The organism is Sorangium sp. So ce590 (assembly GCF_051521365.1).
In the GTDB taxonomy this organism is placed as follows: Bacteria; Myxococcota_A; Polyangia; order Polyangiales; family Polyangiaceae; genus Sorangium.
On the sequence record NZ_CP150346.1, the window covers coordinates 6,792,638 to 6,818,321 of the forward strand.

At 70.6% G+C, this 25,684-nt stretch carries 18 protein-coding genes; 7 read left to right on the forward strand and 11 right to left on the reverse strand.

Annotated features, from left to right (window positions below; all coding sequences use genetic code 11):
* The first annotated feature begins 195 nt into the window (after positions 1–195).
* Positions 196–1,221: a BON domain-containing protein gene (locus WMF28_RS25290; protein ID WP_437595867.1), complete on the forward strand. Its 1,026-nt coding sequence runs from the start codon at positions 196–198 to the stop codon at positions 1,219–1,221.
* 266 nt (positions 1,222–1,487) lie between these two features.
* Here WMF28_RS25290 and WMF28_RS25295 read toward each other — a convergent pair whose 3' ends face one another.
* The 6 genes from WMF28_RS25295 to WMF28_RS25320 form a co-directional block, all read right to left on the reverse strand.
* Positions 1,488–3,191: a protein kinase domain-containing protein gene (locus WMF28_RS25295; protein ID WP_437595868.1), complete on the reverse strand. Its 1,704-nt coding sequence runs from the start codon at positions 3,189–3,191 to the stop codon at positions 1,488–1,490.
* 540 nt (positions 3,192–3,731) lie between these two features.
* Positions 3,732–4,541 carry a class I SAM-dependent methyltransferase gene (locus tag WMF28_RS25300; RefSeq protein ID WP_437595870.1) on the reverse strand — a complete coding sequence of 270 codons (810 nt, stop codon included), beginning with the start codon at positions 4,539–4,541 and terminating at the stop codon, positions 3,732–3,734.
* A 184-nt stretch (positions 4,542–4,725) separates the two neighbouring features.
* Positions 4,726–5,778, reverse strand: a complete 1,053-nt coding sequence (locus WMF28_RS25305; protein ID WP_437595871.1) for a 3-oxoacyl-ACP synthase III family protein — start codon at positions 5,776–5,778, stop codon at positions 4,726–4,728.
* Between the two features lie 236 nt (positions 5,779–6,014).
* Positions 6,015–6,641, reverse strand: a complete 627-nt coding sequence (locus tag WMF28_RS25310; protein WP_437595872.1) for an endonuclease III domain-containing protein — start codon at positions 6,639–6,641, stop codon at positions 6,015–6,017.
* An 8-nt stretch (positions 6,642–6,649) separates the two neighbouring features.
* Complete coding sequence (locus WMF28_RS25315) at positions 6,650–7,396, reverse strand: c-type cytochrome (protein ID WP_437595873.1); 747 nt, start codon at positions 7,394–7,396, stop codon at positions 6,650–6,652.
* Positions 7,393–8,625 (reverse strand): YncE family protein, encoded by a 1,233-nt coding sequence (locus tag WMF28_RS25320; RefSeq protein ID WP_437595875.1) that lies wholly within the window; start codon positions 8,623–8,625, stop codon positions 7,393–7,395. The genes WMF28_RS25315 and WMF28_RS25320 overlap by 4 nt, the downstream gene beginning before the upstream one ends.
* 330 nt (positions 8,626–8,955) lie before the next feature.
* Between WMF28_RS25320 and WMF28_RS25325 the strand changes: the two genes are divergently transcribed.
* Positions 8,956–10,224 carry a hypothetical protein gene (locus WMF28_RS25325; RefSeq protein ID WP_437595877.1) on the forward strand — a complete coding sequence of 423 codons (1,269 nt, stop codon included), beginning with the start codon at positions 8,956–8,958 and terminating at the stop codon, positions 10,222–10,224.
* The gene (locus WMF28_RS25330) at positions 10,125–10,502 is read left to right on the forward strand and encodes a hypothetical protein (protein ID WP_437595878.1); all 378 of its coding nucleotides are present in this window, start codon (positions 10,125–10,127) and stop codon (positions 10,500–10,502) included. The genes WMF28_RS25325 and WMF28_RS25330 overlap by 100 nt, the downstream gene beginning before the upstream one ends.
* Before the next feature lie 30 nt (positions 10,503–10,532).
* Here WMF28_RS25330 and WMF28_RS25335 read toward each other — a convergent pair whose 3' ends face one another.
* Entirely contained in the window at positions 10,533–11,273 is a 741-nt protein-coding gene (locus tag WMF28_RS25335; RefSeq protein WP_437595879.1) for a 4'-phosphopantetheinyl transferase family protein, read from the reverse strand.
* On the reverse strand, positions 11,274–12,116 hold the full coding sequence (locus WMF28_RS25340; RefSeq protein WP_437595880.1) for a metallophosphoesterase family protein: 843 nt from the start codon (positions 12,114–12,116) through the stop codon (positions 11,274–11,276).
* A 230-nt stretch (positions 12,117–12,346) separates the two neighbouring features.
* On the opposite strand from WMF28_RS25340, the gene gltB reads away from it, so the two are divergent.
* Genes gltB through WMF28_RS25355 form a run of 3 tightly spaced genes read left to right on the forward strand, consistent with a single transcriptional unit; the run spans position 12,347 to position 19,385 of the window.
* Complete coding sequence (gltB, locus tag WMF28_RS25345) at positions 12,347–16,954, forward strand: glutamate synthase large subunit (protein WP_437595881.1); 4,608 nt, start codon at positions 12,347–12,349, stop codon at positions 16,952–16,954.
* Positions 16,947–18,386 carry a glutamate synthase subunit beta gene (locus WMF28_RS25350; protein ID WP_437595882.1) on the forward strand — a complete coding sequence of 480 codons (1,440 nt, stop codon included), beginning with the start codon at positions 16,947–16,949 and terminating at the stop codon, positions 18,384–18,386. Before gltB ends, WMF28_RS25350 begins: the two co-directional genes overlap by 8 nt.
* A 9-nt stretch (positions 18,387–18,395) precedes the next feature.
* Positions 18,396–19,385 carry an MDR/zinc-dependent alcohol dehydrogenase-like family protein gene (locus tag WMF28_RS25355; protein WP_437595883.1) on the forward strand — a complete coding sequence of 330 codons (990 nt, stop codon included), beginning with the start codon at positions 18,396–18,398 and terminating at the stop codon, positions 19,383–19,385.
* Between the two features lie 108 nt (positions 19,386–19,493).
* Here the strand turns inward: WMF28_RS25355 and WMF28_RS25360 are convergent, their stop codons facing one another.
* Together WMF28_RS25360 and WMF28_RS25365 are read right to left on the reverse strand one after the other, a co-directional pair.
* Positions 19,494–20,810, reverse strand: coding sequence for a GRAS family protein (locus tag WMF28_RS25360; protein WP_437595884.1), 1,317 nt, complete (start codon positions 20,808–20,810; stop codon positions 19,494–19,496).
* 1,005 nt (positions 20,811–21,815) lie between these two features.
* Entirely contained in the window at positions 21,816–23,210 is a 1,395-nt protein-coding gene (locus WMF28_RS25365) for a sigma 54-interacting transcriptional regulator (RefSeq protein ID WP_437595885.1), read from the reverse strand.
* A 206-nt stretch (positions 23,211–23,416) separates the two neighbouring features.
* Between WMF28_RS25365 and WMF28_RS25370 the strand changes: the two genes are divergently transcribed.
* On the forward strand, positions 23,417–24,064 hold the full coding sequence (locus tag WMF28_RS25370) for a hypothetical protein (RefSeq protein ID WP_437595886.1): 648 nt from the start codon (positions 23,417–23,419) through the stop codon (positions 24,062–24,064).
* Between the two features lie 128 nt (positions 24,065–24,192).
* On the opposite strand, the gene WMF28_RS25375 is transcribed toward WMF28_RS25370, so the two are convergent.
* Positions 24,193–25,611: a T9SS C-terminal target domain-containing protein gene (locus WMF28_RS25375; protein ID WP_437595888.1), complete on the reverse strand. Its 1,419-nt coding sequence runs from the start codon at positions 25,609–25,611 to the stop codon at positions 24,193–24,195.
* Between the last annotated feature and the right edge of the window lie 73 nt (positions 25,612–25,684).

Genomic DNA, 25,684 nt, shown 5'->3' on the forward strand with positions numbered 1-25,684 from the left:
CTACGCTGTCTCAGGCCGGAGCGCTCGTCCGGTGTCCGCTGCCACCTCTGCGCGGTGGCCAGGGAAGGTCTCGACATGGTCGTCCCGACACGCGCGCCGCGCGGTTGTTCCCGAGCGGCCGGGAGCGACCGCGTTCATGGCACGACGCCTGCCTCGGTGACCGGTCGGAGATGCACCATGAGCTATCGCTGCACGATGAGCAGAATACGTTGGTTCTCCGGCCCAACCGTCCTCGCGCTCGCCCTCGTCGGCACGGCCTGCAGGAGCGAGAGCGAGAGAGCGGAAGGAGCGGTCCGCGAGCCGGTGGACCAGACCAAGGGCGACAGGAGCGCGCCGCCCGAAGGCCAGAACCGGAAGCCCGGCCAGGAGGAGGCGCGCGAGCAGGCCGAGCGCGCGAGTGAGAAGGCCGAGCAGCTCGCCCAGAAGGGCCAGGAGCTCGGCCGGGAGGCGCGCGAGCAGGCCGAGCGCGTGGGCGAGAAGGCCGAGCAGCTCGCCGAGCGAGGGCGCGAGGTGGGCCGCGAGGTGAACGACCAGATGAACCGGGCCGGCGAGCAGACCGGCGCCCTCAAGGACGACCGGGGCTCGGGCGCGCGCGACCAGGCCGCGCCCCCCGCGGCTCCCAAGGATCAGGGCGCGCAGCAAGGCCGGGAGGCGCACGGCGCGCAGCAGGGCCGGGAGGCGCAGGGCGCGCAGCAGGGCCGGGAGGCGCAGGGCGTGCAGCAGGGCCGGGAGGCCCACGGCGCGCAGCAAGGCCGGGAGGCGCAGGGCGCGCAGCAAGGCCGGGAGGCCCACGGCGCGCAGCAAGGCCGGGAGGCCCACGGCGCGCAGCAAGGCCGGGAGGCGCAGGGCCAGGCCGGCGGCGCCAAGGACAAAGATCAGGCTGGAAGCACCGCCGCGAGCGCGCGCGATGTCTGGACGCAGGCGGCAAAGGACAACGATTATAAGGTCAGCTTCAACCGCGACGGTGCGGTCGTCGCCACCAAGGAGGCGAAGGGCACGGGCCAGCGCCCGCCCGACGAGACGCTCCGGAACGCGGTGGGCGGCAAGCTCGCTGATAGCGACCACGAAGGAGTGAAGAAGCTGACCGTGACGGTGCGCGACGGGGTGGTCACCCTGCAGGGCAACGTCTCCAGCATGAAGGAGGCGACCGAGGCGGTGAAGGACGCCCTGGAGGCCGATGGCGTCACCAAGGTGATCTCCTACATCCGTCACGGGTCATGACCGTGACCTCTTCTCTCCAGCTGCCGTCACGATCGATCGATGGGTGCCCAGGACAGGACCTCCGCCCCCCGTCGATCCCAGCAGCCCGGTGCAAACGCGCGGCCCCGCCCCGCCGGGCGGCAGGTTCTTCTCGCTAGAGCACCGAGCGCGCTGAAGAGCAGAACCCCAGAGACACAGAGCTCCTTCGTCCTCTGCTCTGTGTCTCTGGGCTTCCTTCTCTCATGAGGCCAAAGACGAGCTTGGGCGGCGCGGTACCCGTCAGCGCGCTAGGGAGCGCCTCCGGCCGTGGAGGGCCGGCTGGACCCGGCAGCGAAGTTCGTGGGCCGCAGCTTGACGGAACGCTCGACCGCCTCCGCAGGGGTGAGCGTCAGCATGAGCGTCTCATCGAAGCAGTCGGACCTGGACACGACCACGACCTGCGTGCCCACGGGCAGCTCGGTCTTGAGCGGCGTCTTGCCGAGCATCTTCCCCTTCCAGCTCACGGTGGCGTCGGGCGGGTCGCTCGCGATCACCACGCTCACCTTGGGGCCTTCGTCGGGCTTCTTCTCGACAGCCCCCCCGGCCTCCGCGCCGCGCGCAGCGGCGGCAGCCACCGGAGGCTCGGCCACGGGCGCGCGCTTGCTCGCGACATGCAGCGCGCCACCGGCCACCGCGATCAGCGCGGCCAGGCCGGTCGCTCCGATCAGGTAGCTGCGCCTCGAGGTGGACGCGGGCACCGTCGTGGTGGCGCGCAGGCTCACGGAGTCGCTCACCGGGGTCCTCGGCCGCCCGAGGCCCGAGCCCCGCTCGAGGCCCGAAGCTCCTGCGAGACCCGAAGCGCGATCGAGGCCGGAGCTGCTCGGCTCGCCGACATAGGGGAGCCTGCTGCCCGAGCGCGAGCTCGAGGGACCCGCCGCGAGGCCGATACCGCTCAGCGTCACCGGGCCGGGGGCCTCGCTCATGAGCAACGAGCTCGTCACCCGCTCGATCTGCGCCTTGATCTGCTGGCGGATGGTGGCCCTGTTCTCCGAGAAAATGCCGCGCATGCAGGCGCCGAGGAACTCGCTGCGGATGTCCTCGCCCGACCACTGCAGGTAGCTCTCGAGCACGTCGCACATCTCCTGCGCCGTCGCGAAGCGCTTCGACGGCTCGCGCTCCAGGGCCTTCGCGGCGATCTGGTCGAGCGCGATCGGGATCCCCGGGACGACGGTCGAGAGCCGGGGGATCTTCCCCAGCAGGAGCTGGTGCATCACGCTGATCTGGTCGCCCTCGAACAGCCGCCGCCCGGCGAGGAGCTCCCAGAACACGACGCCCACGGCGAAGATGTCTGCCCGGCGATCCGCCGTCTTGCCCGCCGTGACCTGCTCGGGCGCCATATAGGTGAGCTTGCCCTTGAAGGTCCCGCTCTCGGTGTTGGAGGAGTTGACGGCGGCCTTGGCCACGCCGAAGTCCACGAGCTTCACCGCGCCGTCGTACGTGACGAAGATGTTGTGCGGAGAGACGTCGCGATGCACGATCCCGAGCGGCTTGCCATCGAAGTCGCAGAGCTCGTGCGCGTAATGGAGGCCGCGCAGCACCTCGGCGACGATCCGGATCCACGTGCCGCGGACGAGCCCCCCGGTGCCGGACGCCCGATCGACGGCCGCCTTGATGACGCGCTTCAACGGCTGGCCGTCCAGGTACTCCATCACGATGAAGTACCCTTCCTGGTCGCTGCCGACCTCGTAGGTCTGGACGACATTGGGGTGGTTCATGCGCGCCGAGAGCTTGGCCTCGTCCATGAACATGAGGACCTGGCGGTCCTCCTCATCCGCGAAGCTGCGAAGGCGCTTGACGACGACCAGCTTGTTCACGGAGGCCGGCCCGTGAGCCATGGCCAGGAAGACGTCGGCCATCCCGCCGCGGCCGAGCTTCGCAATGGGACGATATCGCCCGAGCCCAAGCTGGGTCGGCGTGTCTCTCAGGATCGACGCTCCGTGTTCTCCGATCACACCCACCTCAGTATGCAAAATTCATTAATTGTGCGTCCAAGTCAATACGAAGAGTTTGCGTTGTCGTCATTGAGGTAACACTACCCCAGTGAAGTGAAAACCCGGAACTGTGTGAGCGAGATAGACATACGACGACATCCGAACACAGGCGCCCACGCGCGTTTTGACATCGCTCCCCGCGTCCGCGTGCGCTGACCATTGGCCATTGCCATTGGCCGTTTGATCGCCGCGTGCTCGCGGTCGCTTCGCGCTTCGTTCGACGGACGCTGGCCGGAGGGGTGCCGATGCAGCTGAGCCGGTGACGTGGCTCCCCTGCCGGTTGGGCCGGTGCCCGGTTGACCGCGCTGCCGACGCGGGGTTCGCCGCAGGCGGTGATGTGAACGTAACAAAGGCAACGCCGCGTGCAACACGCCACAGCGCGCTTGGTCGAAAATCCAGCGGCCCTCCACGCCGAGCGCGACAGCACGCCAGGCGCCACCGCCGCACCGCGATGGCGCCACCGCCGCACCGCGATGGCGCCACCGCCGCACCGCGATGGCGCTACCGCCGCACCGCGATAATGCCCGCGAGCTCGAAATCGAGCGGGATGCCGTCAGGCTCCCGGTACGCCTCCAGCCGGGTCGCGAACTCGTCACAGAGCGGCTGGAGCACCTCCGGAGGGAACTCCCGCAGCGCGGCGTGGGTCACGAACCCGCTCTCCTGAAGCCAGCTCGCCACCTGCGCGCCGGAGCCGAACCACAGCCGGAACCGGTGGGTCCACGCCTCCACGGTGCGGAGACCGCCGCGCTGGAGCTCCTCGCTGACCTGCCCGGCGCTGTCCGGGACCGGCAGCTCCACCCTGCCAAGGTTGAGCTCGTCGGCCATCCGGCAATAGACCGCGTACGCCTGCGGCGTGCTGCTCGAGAGGTTCGTGAGGATCCCCGCGCGACCGTCGGACCGGAGCATGCGCCCGAGGCACGGCAATGCTGACCGCCAGTTCAGGTAGGCGAGACAGAAGCGGAGGGTGACGACATCGAAGCTCGACGCCGCCGCGCGCCGGATGAAGAGCTCGCCCTCCGCGCGCCTCGTCGAGAGCTGCAGCCCCGCGTCCGCGGCCCGGGCCCTGGCGGCCCGGAGCATCTCCTCGGAGCAGTCGACGCCGACGACCTCGCCGGGCGCGACCTGCCTGAGCATCTCCACGGTCTCGATCCCCGTGCCGCACCCGATATCGGCGCACCGCGCGCCGGGAACGAGCGCGAGCCCCGCCGTGAGCCGGTCCTGAGGCTGCCTCATGTGGCGCCCCCACCGGTCGTCGTACCGCTCGGCGATCCGGTCGTACACCGACCGCACCAGCTGTTCTGCGCTGTGCACCCCCGCCGCGCTCCTTCCTGCTCAGGCGGCCGAGGCGCGCGGAATCAGACGAACCGACGAACCGACGAATCCGACGGTTCGGACGGTCCGACCGGCGCACCCCTCCGCCGGCCCGCAGGCGAAGCGAGAACGGTGCCAGGCCCAGCAGGGAGTCGGGCCGGCGATTTATGTACAGCGGCTCAGATCAGAGCTTCCAGAGCGCGCAGCCCCAGTGGACGCCGGTCCCGAGCGCGAGCACCATGGCGAGCTGCCCTTTCTTCAGCCTGCCGGCGCGCATCTCCTCGTCGACGAGGATGGGCACGGTGGCGCCGCTCGTGTTGCCGAATCGCTCGATGTTGCTCGGGAGCTTCTCGACGGGCACGCCGAGATCCTTGCGGATGTGCTCGTTGATGCGGCCGTTCGCCTGGTGCGCCAGGAACACGTCGATCTCCTCGATCGTGACGCCCTGAGAGGCGCAGAGCTCCCGCACCGTCGCCGGGAGCTTGGTCACCGCGAACTTGAAGAGCTCGCGACCATCCATGCGGGGGATGTGGGCGTCGTCCTCGAACGACGTCTCCTTCCAGTAAGGCCGCGAGCGGAAGCCGCCGCCGGGCACGAAGAGGAGCTCGGCGAAGCGCCCGTCAGAGCAGATCTTGTTGCCGCGAAGGCCCGCGTCACGATCCGTCGCACGGAGGACGAGCGCGCCCGATCCGTCCCCGAACAGGACAGCGAGGTTCCGGTGGCGGTCAGCGCGCGCCCGCGCCTCCGGCGTCGCGGACCGGCCGTTCTTCGGGTCGAGCGCTCCCCAGTCCTCCCAGGGCATGAAGCCGGCGTGCGCCTCGGCGCCCACGAACAGGATGGTCTTGGCGGCCCCCGTCTGGACGAGCCCGTCGATCGTCTGAAGGCCGAACAGCATCGCAGCGCACTGCTGCCGGATGTCGAGCGCAGGGACGCCGGGGATGCCCAGCTTCGCGCCGAGCACCGCCCCGGAGCCGGGAAAGATGTAGTCCGGCGTCATCGTGGCAAAGAGGATGTAATCGATCTCCGATGGTGATATTCGCGCGGACTCGATGGCGCGCTTCGCCGCCTCGCACGCGAGGTCGCTCACCCCCGTGCCGTCCGGCGCGTAGTGCCGCTGGCGGATACCGGAGCGCTGGTAGATCCACTCGTCGGAGGTCGTGATCACCCGCGCGAGGTCGTCGTTGGTGACAGGTTCGCCGGGCACGTAGTGCCCCGTCCCGATGATCTCAAATCCCATCTTTGACACAGACCTGCCTTACTCGAACCGCACGCCCGCGGCGACCGGGAACCGCACGAGGCCGCGCCCGAGCGCCTCACGCCGCGACGGGGCGATCCGCGCATTCCCGCGATCGCCCTCATGACGCCGCCCGAGCGGTGCGCCCTGCTTGACGGCCGCCGGCGCTCCGGATAGCCTGTCGCCTCCCCGGGCGCCATGGGTCCGCCGCTGCCGCGGGCCCGCCGACCGCCCCAGCCTCAGCGCCGGCGCGCGGCCCAGCTGCAGATGGGGCAGCCGGCCATGTCGTGGCGCAGCGCCGGGCAGTGCTCGCGGCCGAAGTAGATGAGCTGCAGGTGGAGCTTGTTCCACCGCTCGGGGGGGAACGCGCGCTTGAGGTCGCGCTCCGTCTCGACGACGTCCTTTCCGGACGACAGCCCCCAGCGGAACGCGAGCCGATGAATGTGGGTGTCGACCGGGAAGGCGGGATGGCCGAAGGCCTGCGCCATGACCACCGAGGCCGTCTTGTGACCGACCCCGGGCAGCGACTCAAGGGCCTCGAACGAGGCGGGGACGACGCCGCCGTGCTCGATCGCGATCCGCTCGCTCAGCGCCTTCAGGCGCCTCGCCTTCGTCGGCGCGAACCCGATCCTCCGGATGAGCCCGGCGATCTCCTCGGCCGGCACCGCCGCCATCTCCGCGGGCGTCCGGGCGCGCGCGAGGAGCGCCGGCATCACGGCGTTGACCATCTTGTCCGTCGTCTGCGCGCTGAGCATCACCGCCACGAGCAGCGAATACGGATCCTCGTGGAACAGCGGAATGGCCGGCTGCGGGTACAACCGGTCGAGGACCTCGCCGATCCTCGCGGCTTTCTCGGCGCGCTTCACGGTGGGTGTCAGAGCAGCCCGTAGAACGACAGGAGATCGCCGAGCTCCTCGTCGGAGAGGACCTCGGCGGAGAACGGCGGCATCTGCCCGCCGTAGCCGACGAAGGAGCCGTGCCGGACCTTCTCGACGAAGACCATCAGCCGCTCGCGCTCCGTGTACTCGCCGAACGGGTGCTCCTCGAGCGTCTGATCCGGCAGCGCCGGGGCCCGCTCGACGAGCCGCCCTTCCCCCGAACGAACGCGCCCGTGGCACGAGGCGCAGGCGCGATCGTGGATGGGCCCGCCCCGCCCCGGGTCGCCGGGCGGCGGCTCGCTCAACGTGTAGATCGGCGTGAACGGGACGGCCTCGGCCGCGTCGCCGTCGCTGGGCAGCGACTCCAGGTAGGCGTACATGGCCCGTGCAGCGGGGTCGTCCGCGGTCCAGGGCAGATCCTTGGTCATGAAGAAATAGAGGCAATGGTTGATCGCGCCGAGGAGATCGACCTCCTGCCCGCCCCAGTAATGCGGGCGCGCGACGGCGCCGGCGAGCGGGGCGCCGGGGAGCATGGCGCTCCCCGCCTCGCCGGCGATCGCCTCATGGCACGTCGAGCATGCATAGCGATTGAAGCGCGTCTCCGCGATCGAGGGATCCCGGAAGAGCGCCGCGCCGTGCTCCACGGCCGTCGCGTCGATGATCTTCGTCTCGGGATCGCCCGTGCAACCGCAGAGGAGCGCGGCGCAGGCGAGCGCGGCCGGCGCGCCGGAGAGCGCCTTCATCGCGCCCCCGCGGCGACGCGCGCGAACGCGTCGGGATAGAGGCCCACCTCGGCGTCGCTGCGCGTCTCCAGCGTCTCGGGATCGAGCCGGAGCACCCTGCCGGGGGTCTCGGTCTGATCCCCCTCGCAGACGAGGAAGAGCCCGTGCTCCTCGTCGAGGTCCGCAAGGTGCGGCCTGAAGCATTCCCCGGAGAGCTCCCGTGAGACGATGTCGTCGTCGCCCGGGGCCACGCCGATCAGCGCGATCGCGTCGGGCACCTGCGTCGGCAGGTAGATGCGGCTCCCGTCGGGGGTCCACGCGACGAAGTAGGGCACGCCGATCACGGGGATCGTGCGGGACTCGTCGAACGTCTCCGACGCGACATCGAAGAAGCGCACGTCTCTCGTCTCTATGTTGCTCACGGCGATGGTCTTCTGATCGGGCGACATGACGGCGGCGTAGGGCCCGTAGGTGGGGTCGGCGATGCGCGGGCTCGGTCCGACGGGGACGCGCTTCACCTCGGCGTCCGGGTCCGTCAGATCGACGATCGCGAGGACGTCCTCGCCATAACAGGCGACGTAGGCGCGGGCGGCGTCCGGGCGCGAGAGGACGATGCCGTGCGCGGCCATGCAGACGGGGATGAGCCTCGGCGCGGCCGAGCCCGAGGGCAGGACGGCGTCGGCATCGATCACCGCGAGGGACGAGCGCGCCGCCTCGATGTCCCTCGGATTGTCGAGCACGCGCTTGAGATCGTAATGAGAGACGACGACGCGGCTGCCATCCTCGGAGATCACGATGTCGCCCGGATTGGGCTCGACGCGCACCTGCCCGAGGACGCGCATGTCGTCGAGCGCGAGCTTCTGGACATAGCCGGCCATCGCGCTCGATCCGTGGGTCGCGTGGGGGCCGATCGCGCCGGCGAGGACAGGGTACGACAGCGCGACATAGAGCGCGTTTCCCGGGGCGTCCACGGCGACATGATGAGGCCCGTCGAGCGTCACCGGATCGCGGCCCACAGGGTAAACACCGAATCGCTCTCCCGTCGCGAGCGCGATGAGGGAGAGCGTGTCGGAGCGGCTATCGGTGACCACACCCATTCCCCCCTCCGGAACCACGATCTCCGGACGCCGGTCCGGATAGGCGTCCCCCTCGTAAGCTCCGTAATGGGTCTCGATGATGGGATCGGGCTCGCCGCAGCCCACCAGCGCCGCCGCCGCGAGCGCGCAGCCCAGGAATCGCGAAATGACCATGGATGACCTCGAGAGGGGCGCCCGGAGCCCGGACGCGCCGCATCGTAGCAGCAGCCGGCGCGCTGGCCGCGGCTCCGCCCTACCATGGTTCAGTCCGCCCGTGCTCATCAACGTGACGCTCCGCGGCGACACCCGGAACACGTGGGATGGTTAACCATCATTCCGGAAACTCTCGTTTCTTTGCCGATGCCGGCCGTCAGCAAGGACGATACCGCCTGAATGAACATTTCTTGATCAGACGCTGCTGTCTTGTCATGTAAGGAAGCGATGAGCCAGACACGAGCAGTGGGTACGAGAACGGCGGAGCCCGGCCGCTCGTTCGGCGCGCGTATGCGCAGGGGTCGCCCCGCGGCGGTCTTCCTCCTTGCGCTCGCGGCCTGCGCGGCGGAGGAGTCCGTCGATCCCGCGCCCCTGCCTGCACCGACGCCGCTGCCGGCGCTCGCGGGCGCGCCGCCGCTGACGACCGAGCGCACCCTCGTGCCGCGCGCCGCCGTGATCGATCCGCCGGCCAGGAACCCCGCGGTGCCGGTGGAGATCGAGCAGATGCTCGCCGAGGGCTACGGCGAGCTCGAGATCGGGCCAGGACTGCCGCTCGCGCCGGCGACGCTCGACGGCACGCCCCCGCCGCCGCGCGGCCCGCGCCCGAAGCTGCTGACGCGGTTCGTGCACCTCGCCGACACCCAGCTCGCCGACGACGAGTCGCCCGCGCGGCTCGCGATCTTCGACGGGCCCGGCCCCTTCGCGTCGGCGTTCCGCCCGCAGGAAGGGCACGAGTGCCGGATCCTCAACGCCGCCGTGCGCACCATCAACGCGTTCCACCGGAGCACGCCGCTCGACTTCGTCCTGCTCGGCGGCGACAACGCCGACAGCGCGCAAACGAACGAGATCGCGTGGTTCACGGCCATCCTCGACGGCGCCGAGCGCGTCGAGTGCGACTCGGGCGACGACGACGATCCCGTCCAGGGCCCGGACAACGATCCCAAGGACCCGTTCTTCGCCGAGGGGCTGCTCATGCCGTGGCGCTGGGTGACCGGCAACCACGATGTCCTGCACCAGGGGAACTTCCCGGTCGACACCCGCGCCGAGCTCGTGACGGGGAGCCTCTCGGACGGCGGGACACGCGACTGGTCGCTCCCCGGCGGTCCGGTGGTCACCGGCGAGGTCGTGCCCGATCCGAGGCGAGCGCTCCTGAGCCGCCCCGCGCTGCTCGATCAGCTGGCGGCGACGGGCGATGGGCACGGGATCGGGCCCGACGAGCAGGCGTACGGGAAGGCGTTCTACGAGTTCGACGTGAAGGACACGCCCCTCCGCGTCCTCGTGCTCGACACGGCCGCCGAGACCGGAGGCCCGAACGGCGTGATCTCGAGGACGACGTCGAGCGGTTCATCCGCCCGGCGCTCGACCGAGCGCAGCGCGATCGCAGGTGGGTCGTCCTCGCGTCCCACCACGCGTCGCGCCTGCTCGGGGATGGCTCCTTCGCCGCGACGGGCACCCCCGCCGTGCCCGGCGCGCTCGGCGTCGAGGCGTGGCAGGCGCTCGTCGGCGGCTACGACAACGTGCTGCTCCACCTCGCGGGCCACACGCACGTGCACCGGGTGACCCCGGTGACGCCGAGCGGCGGGCACGCCTACTGGGAGGTCGAGACCTCCGCGCTCTCCGATTACCCCCACCAGGTCCGCGTCATCGAGATCTGGGACGAGGACAACGGCTTCGCCGCCATCCGGGGGGTCGCCCTCGACTACGCCGTCGACGACGACCCGGTCGCCGCCGAGGGGCGCCGCCGGGCCGTCGTCGACGTCACCTCCGGCTTCGGCCGCGACGGCAGCGGCGCGCCGTCGTGGCGCAACGTCGAGCTCTCGATCGAGCGGCCGGACTGACCGCGCCGCGCGGGCGGCCCGCGCCGCCGCTCATCCGCCGTCGCGCAGCGGCACCGTCTCCCGGAGCTCGATCGACAGCGGAGGCTCGCCTCGCGTGCGGATGGCGGCGGCCATCCTGTGCCGCGCCGAGGGCTGGTAGAGCGCGAACTGCCAGGCCGAGGGATCGTCGCCGAGCCGCGGATCGAAGGAGATGCCGATCGCCGGCCCGTCGTCGAGGTGGAACGAGAACTGGTCGAGCGGGATCGCGAGCCCCATCCCGCGCGCCTTGATGTACGACTCCTTGAGCGTCCAGTACGCGAAGAAGCGCGCGCGCTGCGTCTCCTTCGGCAGGGCGCGCAGCGCGCGCACCTCGGCGGGCGAGAAGAAGCGGTCGGCGATGTCCACCGCGCTGCTCGATCGCTCGGTGTCCTCGACGTCGACCCCCACGTCGCGGTCCAGCGCGACAAGGCAGGCGATGAGCCCCCGCGTGTTGGACAGGTTGAACCGGAGCGGCGGCACGCCCGGCGGCCCCGCGATCTGCGGCCGACCAAATTCGTTTCGGACGAACGTCCATGCCTCGGGCGCGACGTCCGCGTACTTCGAGAGGACCGTGCGCGCGAGCGCGCGGGTGAGCAGGTACTCGTGCCGGTTCTCGGCGAACAGGAAGCGCGCCTGCTGCGCCGCCTCGTCCGGCGCCATCAGCCGGTGGTACGCCGCGAGCAGCGCCTCGTCGCAGACCGGTTCGGAGAAGACGTACCAGAGGTGCGCGGTGCCGGGACCGATCTCGAGCATCTACATCATCTCCAGCGGAGCCGCGCCTGCGGCCCCGGGCAGGATCTCCCGCAGGCAGCTGTCGAGGGTGAGCCCGGCGGGCCGCTGGCGCGGGTAGCCGAACGACACCTCCTCGAAACGGACACCGTCGATCCAGTCGGTGCGGGGGATGTGGAGGTGCCCTGAGACGACCACCCGCGCGCGGAACCGCGTGTGCCAATCGTGCGTGCGCCGCGTCCCGCACCAGATCGAGAAGCGCGGGATGCGCCACAGGCGCACGAGCTCTTCTCGCAGCGGGAAGTGGTTGACGAGCACCGTGGGGAGCTCTTCGATCGCGGCGAGTCGGGCCTCTGTCTCGGCGAGGCGGGCCCGGCACCACGCAGGCCGGCTCGCGTAGGGGGCCGGGTCGAGCAGCTCCTCGTCCGTGCAGAGGATGCCGCTCTCCATCGCCCACGCCACCGCCTCGCGCTCGGCCACGCCGGCCGGCCGGAAGCTGTAGTCATAGAGCAGGAACATCGGCGCCAGCACGTGCGGCCCGCCCTCGCCCTCCCAAAGCACGTAGGGATCCTCCGGCGTAATCACCCCGCGGCTCCGGCATAGCTCGACCAGCCGATCGTAGCGGGCCCGGCCGCGCAGCCCGCCGTGATCACCCGGCATCGCATAGAGCTCGTGGTTGCCCGGCGTCCACACGAGCTGCTTGAACCGCGGGCCCAGGGTGTCGAGCACGTAGAGCAGGTGCTGCTCCGTCTCCCCGAGGTCGCCAGCGAGGATGAGCCAGTCGCTCGGCCGCGGCGTCATGCGCTCGATGGCCGACCGGTTCTCCGCATAGCCGACGTGGAGATCACTGAGTGCGAAGAGCTTCATCCGAATGACGCGTCGCCGGTGGACGGGCCAGCAAGCCGGCCAGCCCCACCCACACCACGGGCGGCGACGGGCGTCCACTGCCGAGCGCCGCCCCCCCGGCCCATCCGGGCCGCGGAGAGGGGGGACCGCTCCCCCATTTTTGCGCCCGATTCGGCGGGGATTGGCGCGCCGCATTAACTAGGGCTCCAATCCTTGTGCCACATGTGCTACGCGCGTGTGAAGTCAGCACCATGCCTCTGCCCCAACCACAAGGTCTTTACGATCCGGCTTTCGAACACGACGCATGCGGTCTCGGATTCGTCGCCACGCTCCGCCGTGAAGCGACGCACGAGGTCGTTTGCCAAGCGCTCGAGATCCTCGAAAATCTAACCCATCGCGGCGCCGCTGGCTGCGACCCCTGCACCGGCGACGGCGCGGGCGTCCTCCTCCAGATCCCGCACGAGCTGTACGCCGCATCCCTGGCCGCCGTGGGCATCGCGCTGCCTCCTCCCGGCGACTACGCCGTCGCGACGGTGTTCTTCTCGCAGAGCCCGTCCCGGCGCCGCCAGTGCGAGGCGATCCTCGAGGCCGCGGTCGTGCACCACGGCCAGCGCGTCCTCGGCTGGCGCGACGTCCCGATCGACGACGCGGCGATCGGCCCGGTCGCCCGCGACTCGCGCCCCGCGATCCGCCAGCTGTTCATCGGCCGGGTCGCGCCTCGCCAGTCCTTCGAGCAGGTCCTCTATGCGATCCGCAAGCGCGCCGGCCGCATCGCCGACTCCGAGGACTTCTACATCGCCTCCTGTTCATCGCGGACGGTCGTCTACAAGGGCCTGATGCTCGCGGAGCAGGTCGCGGCGTTCTACCCCGAGCTGTCGGACAAGCGCGCCGTGTCGCGGCTCGCGATGGTGCACTCGCGCTTCTCGACGAACACCTTCCCGACGTGGGAGCGCGCGCACCCGTACCGGGTCATCGCGCACAACGGCGAGATCAACACGGTGCGCGGCAACACCGCGTGGATGTCGGCGCGCGAGGCGCTGCTCAAGAGCGATGTGTTCGCGAACGCGATCGAGGACTTCAAGCCGATCATCCGCGCCGGCGGGTCCGACTCGTCCGCGCTCGACAACGTCGTCGACTTCCTGCTCGCGAGCGGCCGCTCGCTGCCGCACGTGATGATGATGCTCGTGCCGGAGGCCTGGGCGCACGACCCGGACATGTCGGCCGAGAAGAAGGCGTTCTACGAGTACCACGGCTGCCTCATCGAGCCCTGGGACGGCCCCGCGGCGCTGTGCTTCACCGACGGCCAGCTGATCGGCGCGACGCTCGATCGCAACGGGCTGCGCCCGGCGAAGTACGTCGTGACGAGCGACGGGCTCGTCGTGCTCGCGAGCGAGTTCGGCGTGCTCGACATCGAGCCGGCGCGCGTCATCCAGAAGGGGCGCCTCCAGCCGGGCAAGATGTTCCTCGTCGACACGAGCGAGGGGCGCGTCGTCAGCGACGACGAGATCAAGCGGCGGGTCGCGACGCAGAAGCCGTACGCGGCGTGGGTCGCCGAGAACAAGATCGACCTGCGCGCCCTCGAGGACGTGCCGAGCCTCTACACCATCCCGCACGCGGACCTCCGGTCCCTGCAGCAGACGTTCGGCTACACCGAGGAGGACCTGCGGATGATCCTCGCGTCGATGGCCACCCTCGGCGAGGAGCCGGTGGGCTCGATGGGCATCGACATCCCGCTCGCCGTCCTCTCCGAGAAGCCCCAGCTGCTCTTCCGCTACTTCAAGCAGCTGTTCGCGCAGGTCACCAACCCGCCGGTCGATCCGCTCCGCGAGGAGATCGTGATGTCGCTCGTGAGCTGCGTCGGCGGCGAGGGCAACCTCCTCGAGGAGACGCCCCGCCAGTGCCGGATGCTCGAGCTGCCGCACCCGATCCTCACGCAGGACGATCTGTCGAAGCTGCGCAAGAACGTCTTCCCCGACTTCCGCGCGGCCACGCTGCCGATGTACTTCTCGGTCGACGGTGACCCGGAGGACAACCTGCGCAACGCGCTCGCCAAGCTCTGCAAGGACGCGAGCCGCGCGATCGCCGACGGCGCGAGCATCCTCATCCTGAGCGACCGCGGCATCGACGAGACGCTCGCCCCCATCCCGAGCCTGCTCGCGACGGGCGCCGTGCACCACCACCTCATCGACGAGGGGACGCGCACGCGCGCCGGCATCATCGTCGAGACCGGCGAGGCGCGCGAGGTCGGCCACATGGCGCTGCTCATCGGCTACGGCGCGGGCGCGGTGAACCCGTACCTCGCGTTCGAGTCGATCGCGGCGATGTGCCGCGACAAGACCCTCGGCCCCGACCTGTCGCCCCCGGCGGCGAGCTCGCGGTACGTGAAGGCGCTCAAGAAGGGCATCCTGAAGATCATGTCGAAGATGGGGATCAGCGCGCTCTCCAGCTACCAGGGCGCGCAGATCTTCGAGGCGATCGGCGTCGACCAGCTCGTCATCGACGCGTACTTCACCGGCACGGCGTCGCGCGTCCGCGGCGTCGGGCTGCGCGAGATCGCGGAGGAGACGCTCGCCCGCCACCAGGCGGCGTACGGCGAGCGGGCGCGCGCGCACCTCGACGTCGGCGGCCACCACCACTTCCGCGTGTCCGGCGAGCGGCACCTCTGGACGCCGCAGTCGGTCTCGACGCTCCAGCGGGCGGTCCGCCTCGACGACGCGAAGAGCTACGCCGAGTACTCCGCGGTCATCAACGAGCAGCACGAGCACCCGATGTCGCTCCGCGGGCTGTGGGACTTCAAGCCCGCCGGCCCGCCGGTGCCGATCGAGGAGGTCGAGCCCGCCACCTCGCTCGTCAGGCGCTTCGCCACGGGCGCCATGTCCTTCGGCAGCATCTCGAAGGAGGCCCACGAGACCCTCGCCGTCGCGATGAACCGCATCGGCGCGCGGTCGAACACCGGCGAGGGCGGCGAGGACCCGGGGCGCTTCCTCCGGCTGCCGAACGGCGACTCGAAGCGGAGCGCGGTGAAGCAGGTCGCGTCGGGGCGGTTCGGCGTCACGGCCCAGTACCTCGTCAACGCCGACGAGCTGCAGATCAAGATGGCGCAGGGGGCCAAGCCCGGCGAGGGCGGCCAGCTCCCGGGCCACAAGGTCGACGCGGTGATCGCGAAGGTGCGCCACTCGACCGCCGGCGTGACGCTGATCTCGCCGCCGCCGCACCACGACATCTACTCGATCGAGGATCTCGCGCAGCTCATCTTCGACCTGAAGAACATCAACTCGAAGGCGCGCATCAGCGTGAAGCTCGTCGCCGAGGCGGGCGTCGGCACCATCGCCGCGGGCGTCGTGAAGGCGCACGCCGACGTGGTGCTGATCAGCGGCGACTCGGGCGGCACCGGCGCCTCCCCGCTCACGTCGATCCACCACGCGGGCGTGCCGTGGGAGCTCGGGCTCGCCGAGGCGCACCAGGTGCTCGTGATGAACGGGCTCCGCGGCCGCGCCATCGTGCAGACCGACGGCAAGCTGATGACCGGCCGGGACGTGGCGTTCGCCGCCTTGCTCGGCGCCGAGGAGTTCGGCTTCTCCACGGCGCCGCTCGTCGCGGCGGGCTGCATCATGATGCGCAAGTGCCACCTCAACACCTGCCCCGTCGGCATCGCCACGCAGGACCCGGAGCTCCGCAAGAAGTTCACGGGCGCGCCGGAGCACGTCATCAACTTCTTCTTCTACGTGGCGGAGGAGCTCCGGCAGATCATGGCGAGCCTGGGCTTCCGCACCCTGAGCGAGATGGTCGGGCGCTCCGACTGCATCGTGCAGCGGCGCACCGGGCTCCACGCGAAGGCGAGGAAGATCGACTGCTCCGAGGTGCTCTACCGCCCGAAGGAGGCCCTCACGAGCCCGAACCACTGCGTCGAGCCGCAGGACCACAAGCTCGACCGGGTGCTCGACCTCAGGCTGATCGAGCAGGCGCGCGCCACGATCGACGGCGGGTCGCCCGTCATCATCGAGACCCGCGTGCGGAACTCGGACCGGACGCTCGGCGCCATGCTGAGCGGTGAGATCGCGCGCCGCCACGGCGGCGACGGGCTGCCCGAGGACAGCATCGTGGTGAAGTGCACCGGCAGCTCCGGCCAGAGCTTCGGCGCCTTCGCCTCGCGGGGCATGACGCTCGAGCTCGAGGGCGACGCGAACGACTACGTCGGCAAGGGCCTCTCGGGCGGCGTCGTGGCGGTGCGCCCGCCGCGCGAGGCGCCGTTCAAGCCGGACGACCAGGTCATCGTCGGCAACGTCGTGCTCTACGGCGCGACGAGCGGCCGCGCGTTCTTCAACGGCCGCGCCGGCGAGCGCTTCGCGGTCAGGAACAGCGGGGCCACCACCGTCGTCGAGGGCGTGGGCGACCACGGCTGCGAGTACATGACGGGCGGCACCGTGATCATCCTCGGCACCACCGGCCGCAACTTCGGGGCCGGCATGAGCGGCGGGCTCGCCTATGTCTTCGACGAGGACGCGCTCTTCGAGGCGCGCTGCAACAAGGAGATGGTGCAGCTCGAGACGATGACCGCGGCCGACGCCGAGTCGGTGCGGGCGCTGCTCGAGGAGCACGTACGGCGCACGGGCAGCCGGAAGGCGACCGAGCTGCTCGACTCCTGGCAGGCCGTCCTGTCGAAGTTCGTGAAGGTCGTCCCGAGCGAGTACCGGCGCGCCCTCGAGGCCGCGGCGTCGCCCGCGACGAACGGGGCGGACGCGACGGACGGGATCGTGTCCCTCCTTTCGCCCTCCACCCCCTACGTTTCCACTGGACGTTACATCCCCGCCAACGCGGGCCCCGCGAGCACGGGAGAGAGGTCGGCCGCCCATGGGTAAGGTACGAGGCTTCCTCGAGATCCAGCGGGTCGACATCAAGAAGCGACCCGTCTCCGAGCGTTTGAACGACTGGCAGGAGTTCGAGCTCCCGGTCCCCGATCCCGAGCTGCGCGATCAGGCGGCGCGGTGCATGGACTGCGGCATCCCGTTCTGTCACGACGGCTGTCCGCTCGGGAACCTGATCCCCGACTGGAACGATCACATGTTCCGCGAGCGCCTCCCCGAGGCGATCGCGGCGCTCGACGCGACGAACAACTTCCCCGAGTTCACCGGGCGCGTGTGCCCGGCGCCCTGCGAGGCGGCGTGCGTGCTGAACATCGAGGGCAAGCCGGTCACGATCAAGAACGTCGAGCGCGGCGTCGCCGATCGCGCCTTCGAGCGGAACCTTGTCGTGCCGGTCATCGCGAAGCAGCGCACGGGCAAGAAGGTCGCGGTGATCGGGTCGGGGCCGGCCGGCCTCGCCGCCGCGCAGCAACTCGCGCGCAAGGGGCACGACGTGACGCTCTTCGAGCGCGACGACCGCATCGGCGGCCTGCTCCGTTACGGCATCCCCGACTTCAAGATGGAGAAGCACCTCATCGACCGCCGCATGGAGCAGATGCAGGCCGAGGGGGTGACCTTCCGCACGGGCGTCCACTGCGGCGTCGACATCACCGGCGACGCGCTGCGCGAGCAGTACGACGCCATCGTGCTCTGCGGCGGAGCGCGCCGGCCGCGCGACCTGGCGGTGCCGGGCCGGGAGCTGAAGGGCGTCCACTTCGCGATGGATTTCCTGACGCAGCAGAACAAGCGGGTCGCCGGCGACGTGATCCCCGACAGCGAGGCGATCCTCGCGACGGGCAAGCGCGTTGTCGTCATCGGCGGCGGCGACACCGGCTCGGACTGCCTCGGCACGAGCCACCGGCACAACGCGGCGCACGTGACGCAGCTCGAGCTCCTCCCCCGCCCGCCCGAGCAGCGCTCGCTGACGAACCCGTGGCCCGCGTGGCCGCTCATCCTCCGCTCGTCGTCCTCACACGAGGAGGGCGGCGAGCGCGACTGGTCGGTCTCGACCACCGCGTTCCTCGGGGACGAGCACGGGCACGTGCGCGCCCTCAAGGCGACGCGGGTGAGCCTGGAAGGCGGGAAGTTCGTGCCGGTCCCGGGGAGCGACTTCGAGATCCCGTGCGAGCTCGTCCTTTTCGCGATGGGCTTCGTCGGCTCCGAGCGCGAGGGGCTGCTCGAGCAGCTCGGCGTCGCGATGGACCAGCGCGGCAACGTGAAGGCGCCGGGCGGGTGCACGAGCGTGGAGGGCGTCTTCGCCGCCGGCGACATGTCGCGCGGCCAGAGCCTCGTCGTGTGGGCGATCGCCGAGGGGCGCAAGGCCGCCGAGGCGGTCGACGCGTACCTCATGCAGCCGGCGAAGCGCCGGCTGGCGCTCGCGGCAGGCTAGAGCTCGCCCGTGCGAGCGCTGGTCTGGGACGGCACGGCGGCGCGCGTCATCGACCGCGACCCGCCCTCGATCACGGCCGGCATGGCCGTGGTCGAGGTGCGGTGCGCTGGGATCTGCAACACGGATCTCGAAATCACCAAGGGTTACATGGGTTTCCGCGGCACGCTCGGGCACGAGTTCGTCGGGGAGGTCGTGGACGGGCCGGCCGCCTGGCGCGGCCGTCGCGTGGTCGGGGAGATCAACTTCGCGTGCGGCCTCTGCACCACGTGCGCGCGCGGGCTGGGGCGTCACTGCCCGGCGCGCACGGTGATGGGCATCGTCGGCGCCGACGGCGCGCTGGCGGAGCGCGTCGCGGTGCCCGTGGCGAACCTCCACGCCGTGGACGACCGGGTGGACGACGAGGAGGCGGTGTTCACCGAGCCGCTCGCGGCGGCGTTCGCGATCCTGGAGCAGGTGCGCGTGGCGCCGGGCACCTCGGCGCTCGTGTTCGGCGACGGGAAGCTCGGCCTGCTCATCGCCCAGGTGCTGCACCAGGCCGGCGCCCGCGTCCTCGCGGTCGGCAAGCACGAGGAGAAGCTCGCCCTGCTGCGCGCGCAGGGCATCGCGACCGAGCTCTTTCGCCCGGTCGCGCCGGCCGACACCGGCGCCGCGCCTCCTCAGGGCACCTGGGCCGGCGAACCGGCCGAGCTCGTGGTCGAGGCCACCGGCACGGCCGAGGGGTTCACGAGGGCGGTCCGCGCGACCCGGCCGCGGGGCACGCTCGTGCTGAAGAGCACGGTCGCCGGGCTCTCCAGCGTCCACCTCGCGGACCTCGTCGTCCACGAAATCACCGTGGTCGGCTCGCGCTGCGGGCTGTTCGACCCAGCCCTGCGCGCCCTCAAGGGCCGGACCGTCGACGTCCGCTCGCTCGTGTCGGCCCGCCTCCCGCTGGAGCGCGCCGAGGAGGCGCTGCGGGCCGCCGCTGCGCCGGGCGCCCTCAAGGTGCTCGTGACCCGCTGAGCTCATCCCTGAGCTCGGCGGTGGCACTTGCTCTTACCCATCTCCCGAGATGCGACTGCGGCCACAGATGCCGTGTGCAACGGCGAGGCGTCCCCGACGAGCGAGCGCTCAGCCGGCCCGGCGGAACAGCCCGGAGATGAACCGCGATGGCGGCGGCACCGGCCGCGGGCGCCACGCCGACGCGGACACGATGGACACCCCATTGCGCATGAGCAGCAGCGCCGGCTCGTCCGCCCGGACGTCGAAGCCCTGGCTGAGGCGCAGCCCTCCGCGGACCGGCGGCTCATGCTGGGAGACGCGCAGCGGCTCGAAGCCGTTCATACGGAGGCGGCGCTGCCAGGCGCCGCGGCGCTCGTGCCGCTCGACCCGCGCCGCCCCCTCGCCCACCACCACGTTCATCACCTCCTGACCGAAGAAGACCTGCTCGATGGTCTCGCGCGCGGCGATGTGCGGCGGGAGCAGCGCCTCGAGCGCCTGGAATACCGCATAGTAATGGCCGATCGCCTCGGAAAGGCGCGGGAGGAACTGGAGCGCGTTGTGCTCCACGTCCGGCTCGACGAGCGTCAGCACGCGCGGCGACAGCGCGCGGATCCTCGTGAGGATTGTGTCGCGGTTCGCGGTGGCGTGCACCGAGGCGTCGGGTACGTGGTGCAATGCAAACGCCGCATTGACGGCGATGGGCGCCGTCGCGCGGGACGCAATACGGCTCCAGTCGACGCGCTCCACCGAGGACGCGACGCCGTGGAACTCGAAGGGGACCTTCAGCCGCTCCGCCCATCCCCCGATGAACGCGCCCGCCCAGCGCAGCCGCTGCTCGGGATCCGGGCCCCGACACGGCAGGTCGATCCCGGTCAACCGGACCCGCGGCGGACCGCCGGGCCGCGTCGCCAGCCGATGTAGCAGGAACGGCCACTGGGTACCGCCCCCGACACCGATGTCGATAACGTGGATCTCCTGCTCGTCCTGGAACGCCTCGACGATCGCCGCGTTCGCGCTGAGATATCCGAAACGGATGAGCGGCGTCGCGTGCACGAGCAGCTGAAACGCCGCGAGCATGTCCCGCGGTCCAGCGCTGCGCAGGTAGAGGTTGCCATCGCCGGAGCGATCTCCGTCCAGACGAGCGAGCAACGCTCGGCCGAACACACCTGAAATGCGCTCCGACGCGTCCCCCGTATCGGGCTCCGCCCGCAGGATGCCCTCCAAGAGGGCCCTCGCGCTCTCGCCATCCCCTGCGTCGATCGCCTCGCCCGCCGCCAGCAGGCGGCTCAGGAACGGGCGGCGCCGGGAGTGGGTCTGCCGGGTGCCCGAGCTTGGCTGCTGTCCGAGCCCGGGTCCGGACGCGGCCGAGCTTGTCGGCCCCTCGATGTGCTCTCGTAGGCTGACAGACGCCTCTTCGGCCGATGCGTGTCTACGGATCGCGTTCATGGTGTCCAGGGCTGTTCAACCAGGCAGCCCGCCGTCCTGGCTGGGCTCTCCGCGATCGGCCGAGTTCAAGCGCGAACGCATGACGTCGATCACCTCGCAGGAGCCGGGGGTTTCAATGTTTGCTGATGTCGCTGCGGGAGAGCCCGACGGCGAGCCGGGAGCAGGCGTTCGGCGGCCGCGCGCCCGCGGTAACGCTGCGAAGCGCAGCGCACGCCCATGACACGACGGGACCTGAGCTCGCACGAGGGCCCGACAGACAACTCTCTGTACATCGATGAAGCCGCTCGTCCGGTCAAGTCCAAGATCATGATTGTGCATCGCGCTCCCTTCTTCGCGCGCCTCGCACCGTCCGAACCTGCCTTCTGGCGGCAGACGTAGGCTCTCGTAGGCACCGCGCGAGGCAACCGCGGCCGCCTCCCAGGAAGGAGTCCCCGCCCGCCGCGGGGCGCGGGCGGACCGCGATGCGCGCGGCCTCGACGTCGCGGCCTGGCGGCTCGCGCGCAGCGCGACGACGCGCGCCACGCGCAGGACACGGCACACCTTATCGCTGCTTTCTTCAGAGCGCATCGCGCCCTCCGACCTGGCGCGCCGCGCGCGCGCCGGACTCGTTGACTTGACCCTGGTCGTGACAGCACCTCGGGAGACGGGGCTTACACTCCACATTACAACCCGCAACACCACGTCTGTAAAGTCCCTATACATGGGCGCTCGGTCGATCGAGCCGGCGTTGCGTCGCCGGATGGAGGCAACCCTGCGACGACCGGCCTCCTCGACGCCCGGGCCTGGTTCGCCGGAGAGGAGCGGCGCCGCGGCCCAGCAATCGCCCGAGGGAACCAGCGCGCTTGCTGGAGGCAATGTATGGAACGAACGTCCTGTCGGCCTCAGCAGCCTACGCCCGGAGCGACTTCGTCATCGAGGCGCAGCGCGGCGGGCAGGCGCTTTCCATCGATGCCGTGCCGCCATTGACGTGCTCCTGTACCTGTGCTTACGAGGCCGGTGAGCTGCTCAGTCGTTATCGGACAGATCGCTCCCATCGGCGAAGTGGGAGCGATCCACGCCATTCTTCTCTAGCCAGCGCCGAACTCGATTCCTGTGCACGCCGAGCCTGCTGGCCGCACGAGACACATTGCCTCGCTCGAGGCGAAGCGCCTCGGCGATCTCATCTTCGGGCGGCGCCTGGCTCGCGCGCGAGGGGCCCGGCCTACCATCGCTGCCTGTCTGCCGGGTGCGCGGCTCCAGCGTCTCCGGGCCCAGCCCGATGCCCGCGAGCGGGTCGAGATCCTTGGCCTCGACCGTGCGCCGGCCCTCGTCGAGCGCGCGCGTCACGGCGCGCCGGGCCTCGCCGACGAACTCGCGCAGGTTCCCTGGCCAGCGGCGCATCGCGCACGCGATGATCATCGAATGGTGAGTCGTCGGCGGCGCCTTGCCGTAAGCCGTGCCGACCGCCTTCGCGCATTGCGTGAGCAGCCAGGGGATCTCCTCGGTGCGCTCCCGGAGCGGCGGGAGTCGGACCTCGGGCCGGCCGATGCGGTAGTAGAGATCGTCCCGGAAGCGGCCCTGGGCGACCCGCGCGCGCAGGTCGTGTGTCGCGGCGCAGATCCGGATCTGCACCGGGCGAGGCGCGACCGCGCCGAGCTCGAGCACCTGCCGGGTGTCGATCGTCCGCAACAGCTTCGCCTGGACGGCCGCGTCGAGCTCGGCCACCTCGTCGAGGAAGAGCGTGCCCCCGTGGGCGGCCTGCACGTAGCCCTCGGTGTCGTGCGTCGCGCCGGAGTAGGCGCCGCGCCGGGCGCCGAAGAGGAGCCGCTCGGCCAGGCCCTCCGGGATGGCCGCGCAGTTGACGGCCACGAACGGCCCGCGCGCCTGCGGCCCCGCCTCGTGGTAGGCGCGCGCCGCGAGCTCCTTGCCCGTGCCGCTCTCGCCCGTCACGAGGAGGCTGTCGCCCGCGGCCGCGGCGCGGAGGATGGTGTCGTAGACAAGCTGCAGCCTGGGCCCGAGGACGCTCTCCTTCTCGAGCTGCACGCCCCCGCGCGAGAAGCTCCGGATGTCGGCGAGCGCGAGGAACACCGACGTCCCCGCGCCGACGATCTGGATCGCCTCCCTCCGGACCTCGCCGCGGATGGGCTCGCCGTTGACGGACGTCCCGTTGGTGCTGCCGAGGTCCTCCACGGTCCAGGCCGCCCCGTCGTACGCGATGCGGGCGTGTCGCCGCGACATGAGCGAGTCATCCACCAGGGGCACGCCGGCGACGCCCCCGCGCCCCAGCACCACGGCGCCACGATCGAGGGGGATCGGCGCGCATCGCGGCTGATCCCCCGAGAAAATCAGCACGATTCCGGGAACAGGCTCGGCGACCGAGGTCTCCGGGGGAACCGAGACGCGGACGGTGGAGTGGTCCATCAGGATCTATCTTACCTGTTCAAGAACCTGGCCGGCCAGTGGCCGGCCATCCCATCGGTCGCTTCGGGCTACCAGGGCAGAACTCCTGGTAAATCAAGGTCCTCCCGTTCGCCAGGCTCGGCACGAGTTGTGCTTGTTTTGCCGGTATGGTGGCCTCTGCAAGAGCTCGCATCCATCGGGAACGGGGGTCCGCCCTCGAGGTGAACATGGGTTCCGGCCGCAACATCGACGACGCGGGCCGCCGCTCACCCCGGCGTCTGCACACATCCCGCACCCTGCCGAGCTTCCCTACCCATCCCGGCCTCCAGAGCATCAGCGGCCTCCGCGGCGCGCTCGAGTTCCTGGAGTGGCCGGCCTCCGAGTGGACGCTCACAGACCTCCAGGATTGGTTCGTGGACAACCTCGTGAGCCCGGGTCTGATGAAGCGCCCGCAGATCGTCCGCGAGCCCGGCGCGACGCCCGTCATGCTCGACCCGCGCGCCGACGGCGGCAGCAACCTCGAGGAGCTGATCCACAAGGCCCGCGGTCGCGTCATCACGGCGCTCCGGGGCCTCATCGCTCCCGTCGCCGACGATCGATTCCTGAACGCGGCCATCTACGGGGGCAGGGTCCGCCGGGCCGCGGTCGGCGGCCGTCCCGTCTGGGTCGCCTCGCCGCGCGAGATCGACTTCCTGGGCGACATTGTGCTCAGTTTGCTCGCCGCCGACATCCTGCTCGATCGCGAGTTCTATCGCGCACACCTCTGCATCTGTGAGGTGTGCGGGAGGGTGTCATTCAAGGACAACCCGGACGCGCGAGGCGTATGCAGCGAGCACCGGAGCAGCGTGTCCGGGTTCACGCCGCGGGTGCGCTGAGCGCCTGCGGCGGAGGCGTGATGATGGAGACGATAAAGGCCGGCTGAAGAGCCGGCCTTCGTCATTTCTCTCGCCACGGATCCCGTCCGCCCGTCACGCGACGACGCGCCCGCGTGGACGGCGCGGCGTCAGTTCGCGTCGAACGAGACCCAGGCGCCCGCCGCCCAGGTGTCATCCGCCTTGAAGGCGCCGATGTAGCTCGCCTCCGCGTCGAAGAAGCCGTCGTCGGGCGGCGTCGCCGCGTTGTCGACGAGCGTGACCGCCGGCCGGAAATCGGGCGCCTTGGCGAAGCAGTCGGCGAGCCCCGGATCCTCGACGCTGTTGGACGCCTCGCCCTCGAACCACGCGATCTCGTCCGCTCCCGCGTCGTCGTCGTCATCCAGCTTCGACTCGGTGGTCTCGTTCGCGTCGCTCTCCACGTGGGCGATGTTCGCCGCGATGTTGCCGAAGAAGATCGAGCTCGCGAGCTCGACCTCGGTGAGCTCGTCGCGGAGGTCCACGCCCGCCTCGAAGCCGGTCACGATGATGTTGAAGAGGTGGGCCTTCGTCGCGTGGCGGAGCAGCATGCCGTACTGCTGCTTGTCGACGTCCTTGTTCTTGCCGCACAGGGTCGCGTTGTAGATCGTCGGCTCGCTGACCGGCGTGTTGGTCGATGAGTCGGCGTCGTTGTCGCCCTCGAAGCCGTTCGTGTCGTCGGCCACCGACGGATCCTGCTGGACCGCGATGAACTGGAGCTTGCCGACGTAGCCGAGGTCCCAGTCGATGCCGTCGTCGCCGTTCTGCGCGCAGATGAGGTGCTTCGCGTTGACCGTGCCGCCGAAGAACTCGAAGCAGTCGTCGAGCGTGTGGTGGACCATCACGTGATCGACCGTCGTCCCGGAGCCCACCCCGGCGAAGGTGAGGCCGTTCACCTCGTTGTCCTGAGAGAGCAGGATCCCGCTGTACTCGATGCGCACGTACTCGAGGACGCCGCTGTTGTCCTCCGGCTTATCGCCGCCATACTCGGTTCCTTCGCCGGTGATACCCTCGACGGCGGCCTTGCCGCCTTCGACGTTGATGGGCGCCTCGCCGAGCAGGATGACGCCGCCCCAGTCGCCCGCGGCGCGGTCCCCCTTCTCGCCCTGGCTCGTGAACACGATGGGCTTGTCGGCGGTGCCCTTGGCGTGGAGCTTCGCGCCGGGCTTCACGACCAGCGTCGCGAGGCTCACCTTCTCGCCCATGATCGTCGTGCCAGGCTCGACGGTCAGCGTGGCGCCGGGCTCGACGAAGACGATCCCCTTCATGAGGTAGCACCTGTCGGCGGTCCACGTCGCGTCGGCGGTGATCGCTTTGGTGACCTCCACCGGGGCGGCGCAATCGGCACCACCACCACCACCACCACCACCACCGCCGCCGCCGCCGCCGCCACCACCACCACCGCCGCCGGAGCCGCTCGTGGACGAGGAGCTGGTCGTGGTCGGGGAGATCGACTCGTCGTCCCCGCAAGCGGCGAGCGCCGCGACGGAGAGCGCCGAGGCGCAAGCCAGGGTAATTCCTAATGTACGCATGCTATTTACCTCCTGGCGACCCAACATGCATCACGCGGGCGAAATCGCGGCGATCGCCGCGTGACGATTCAAT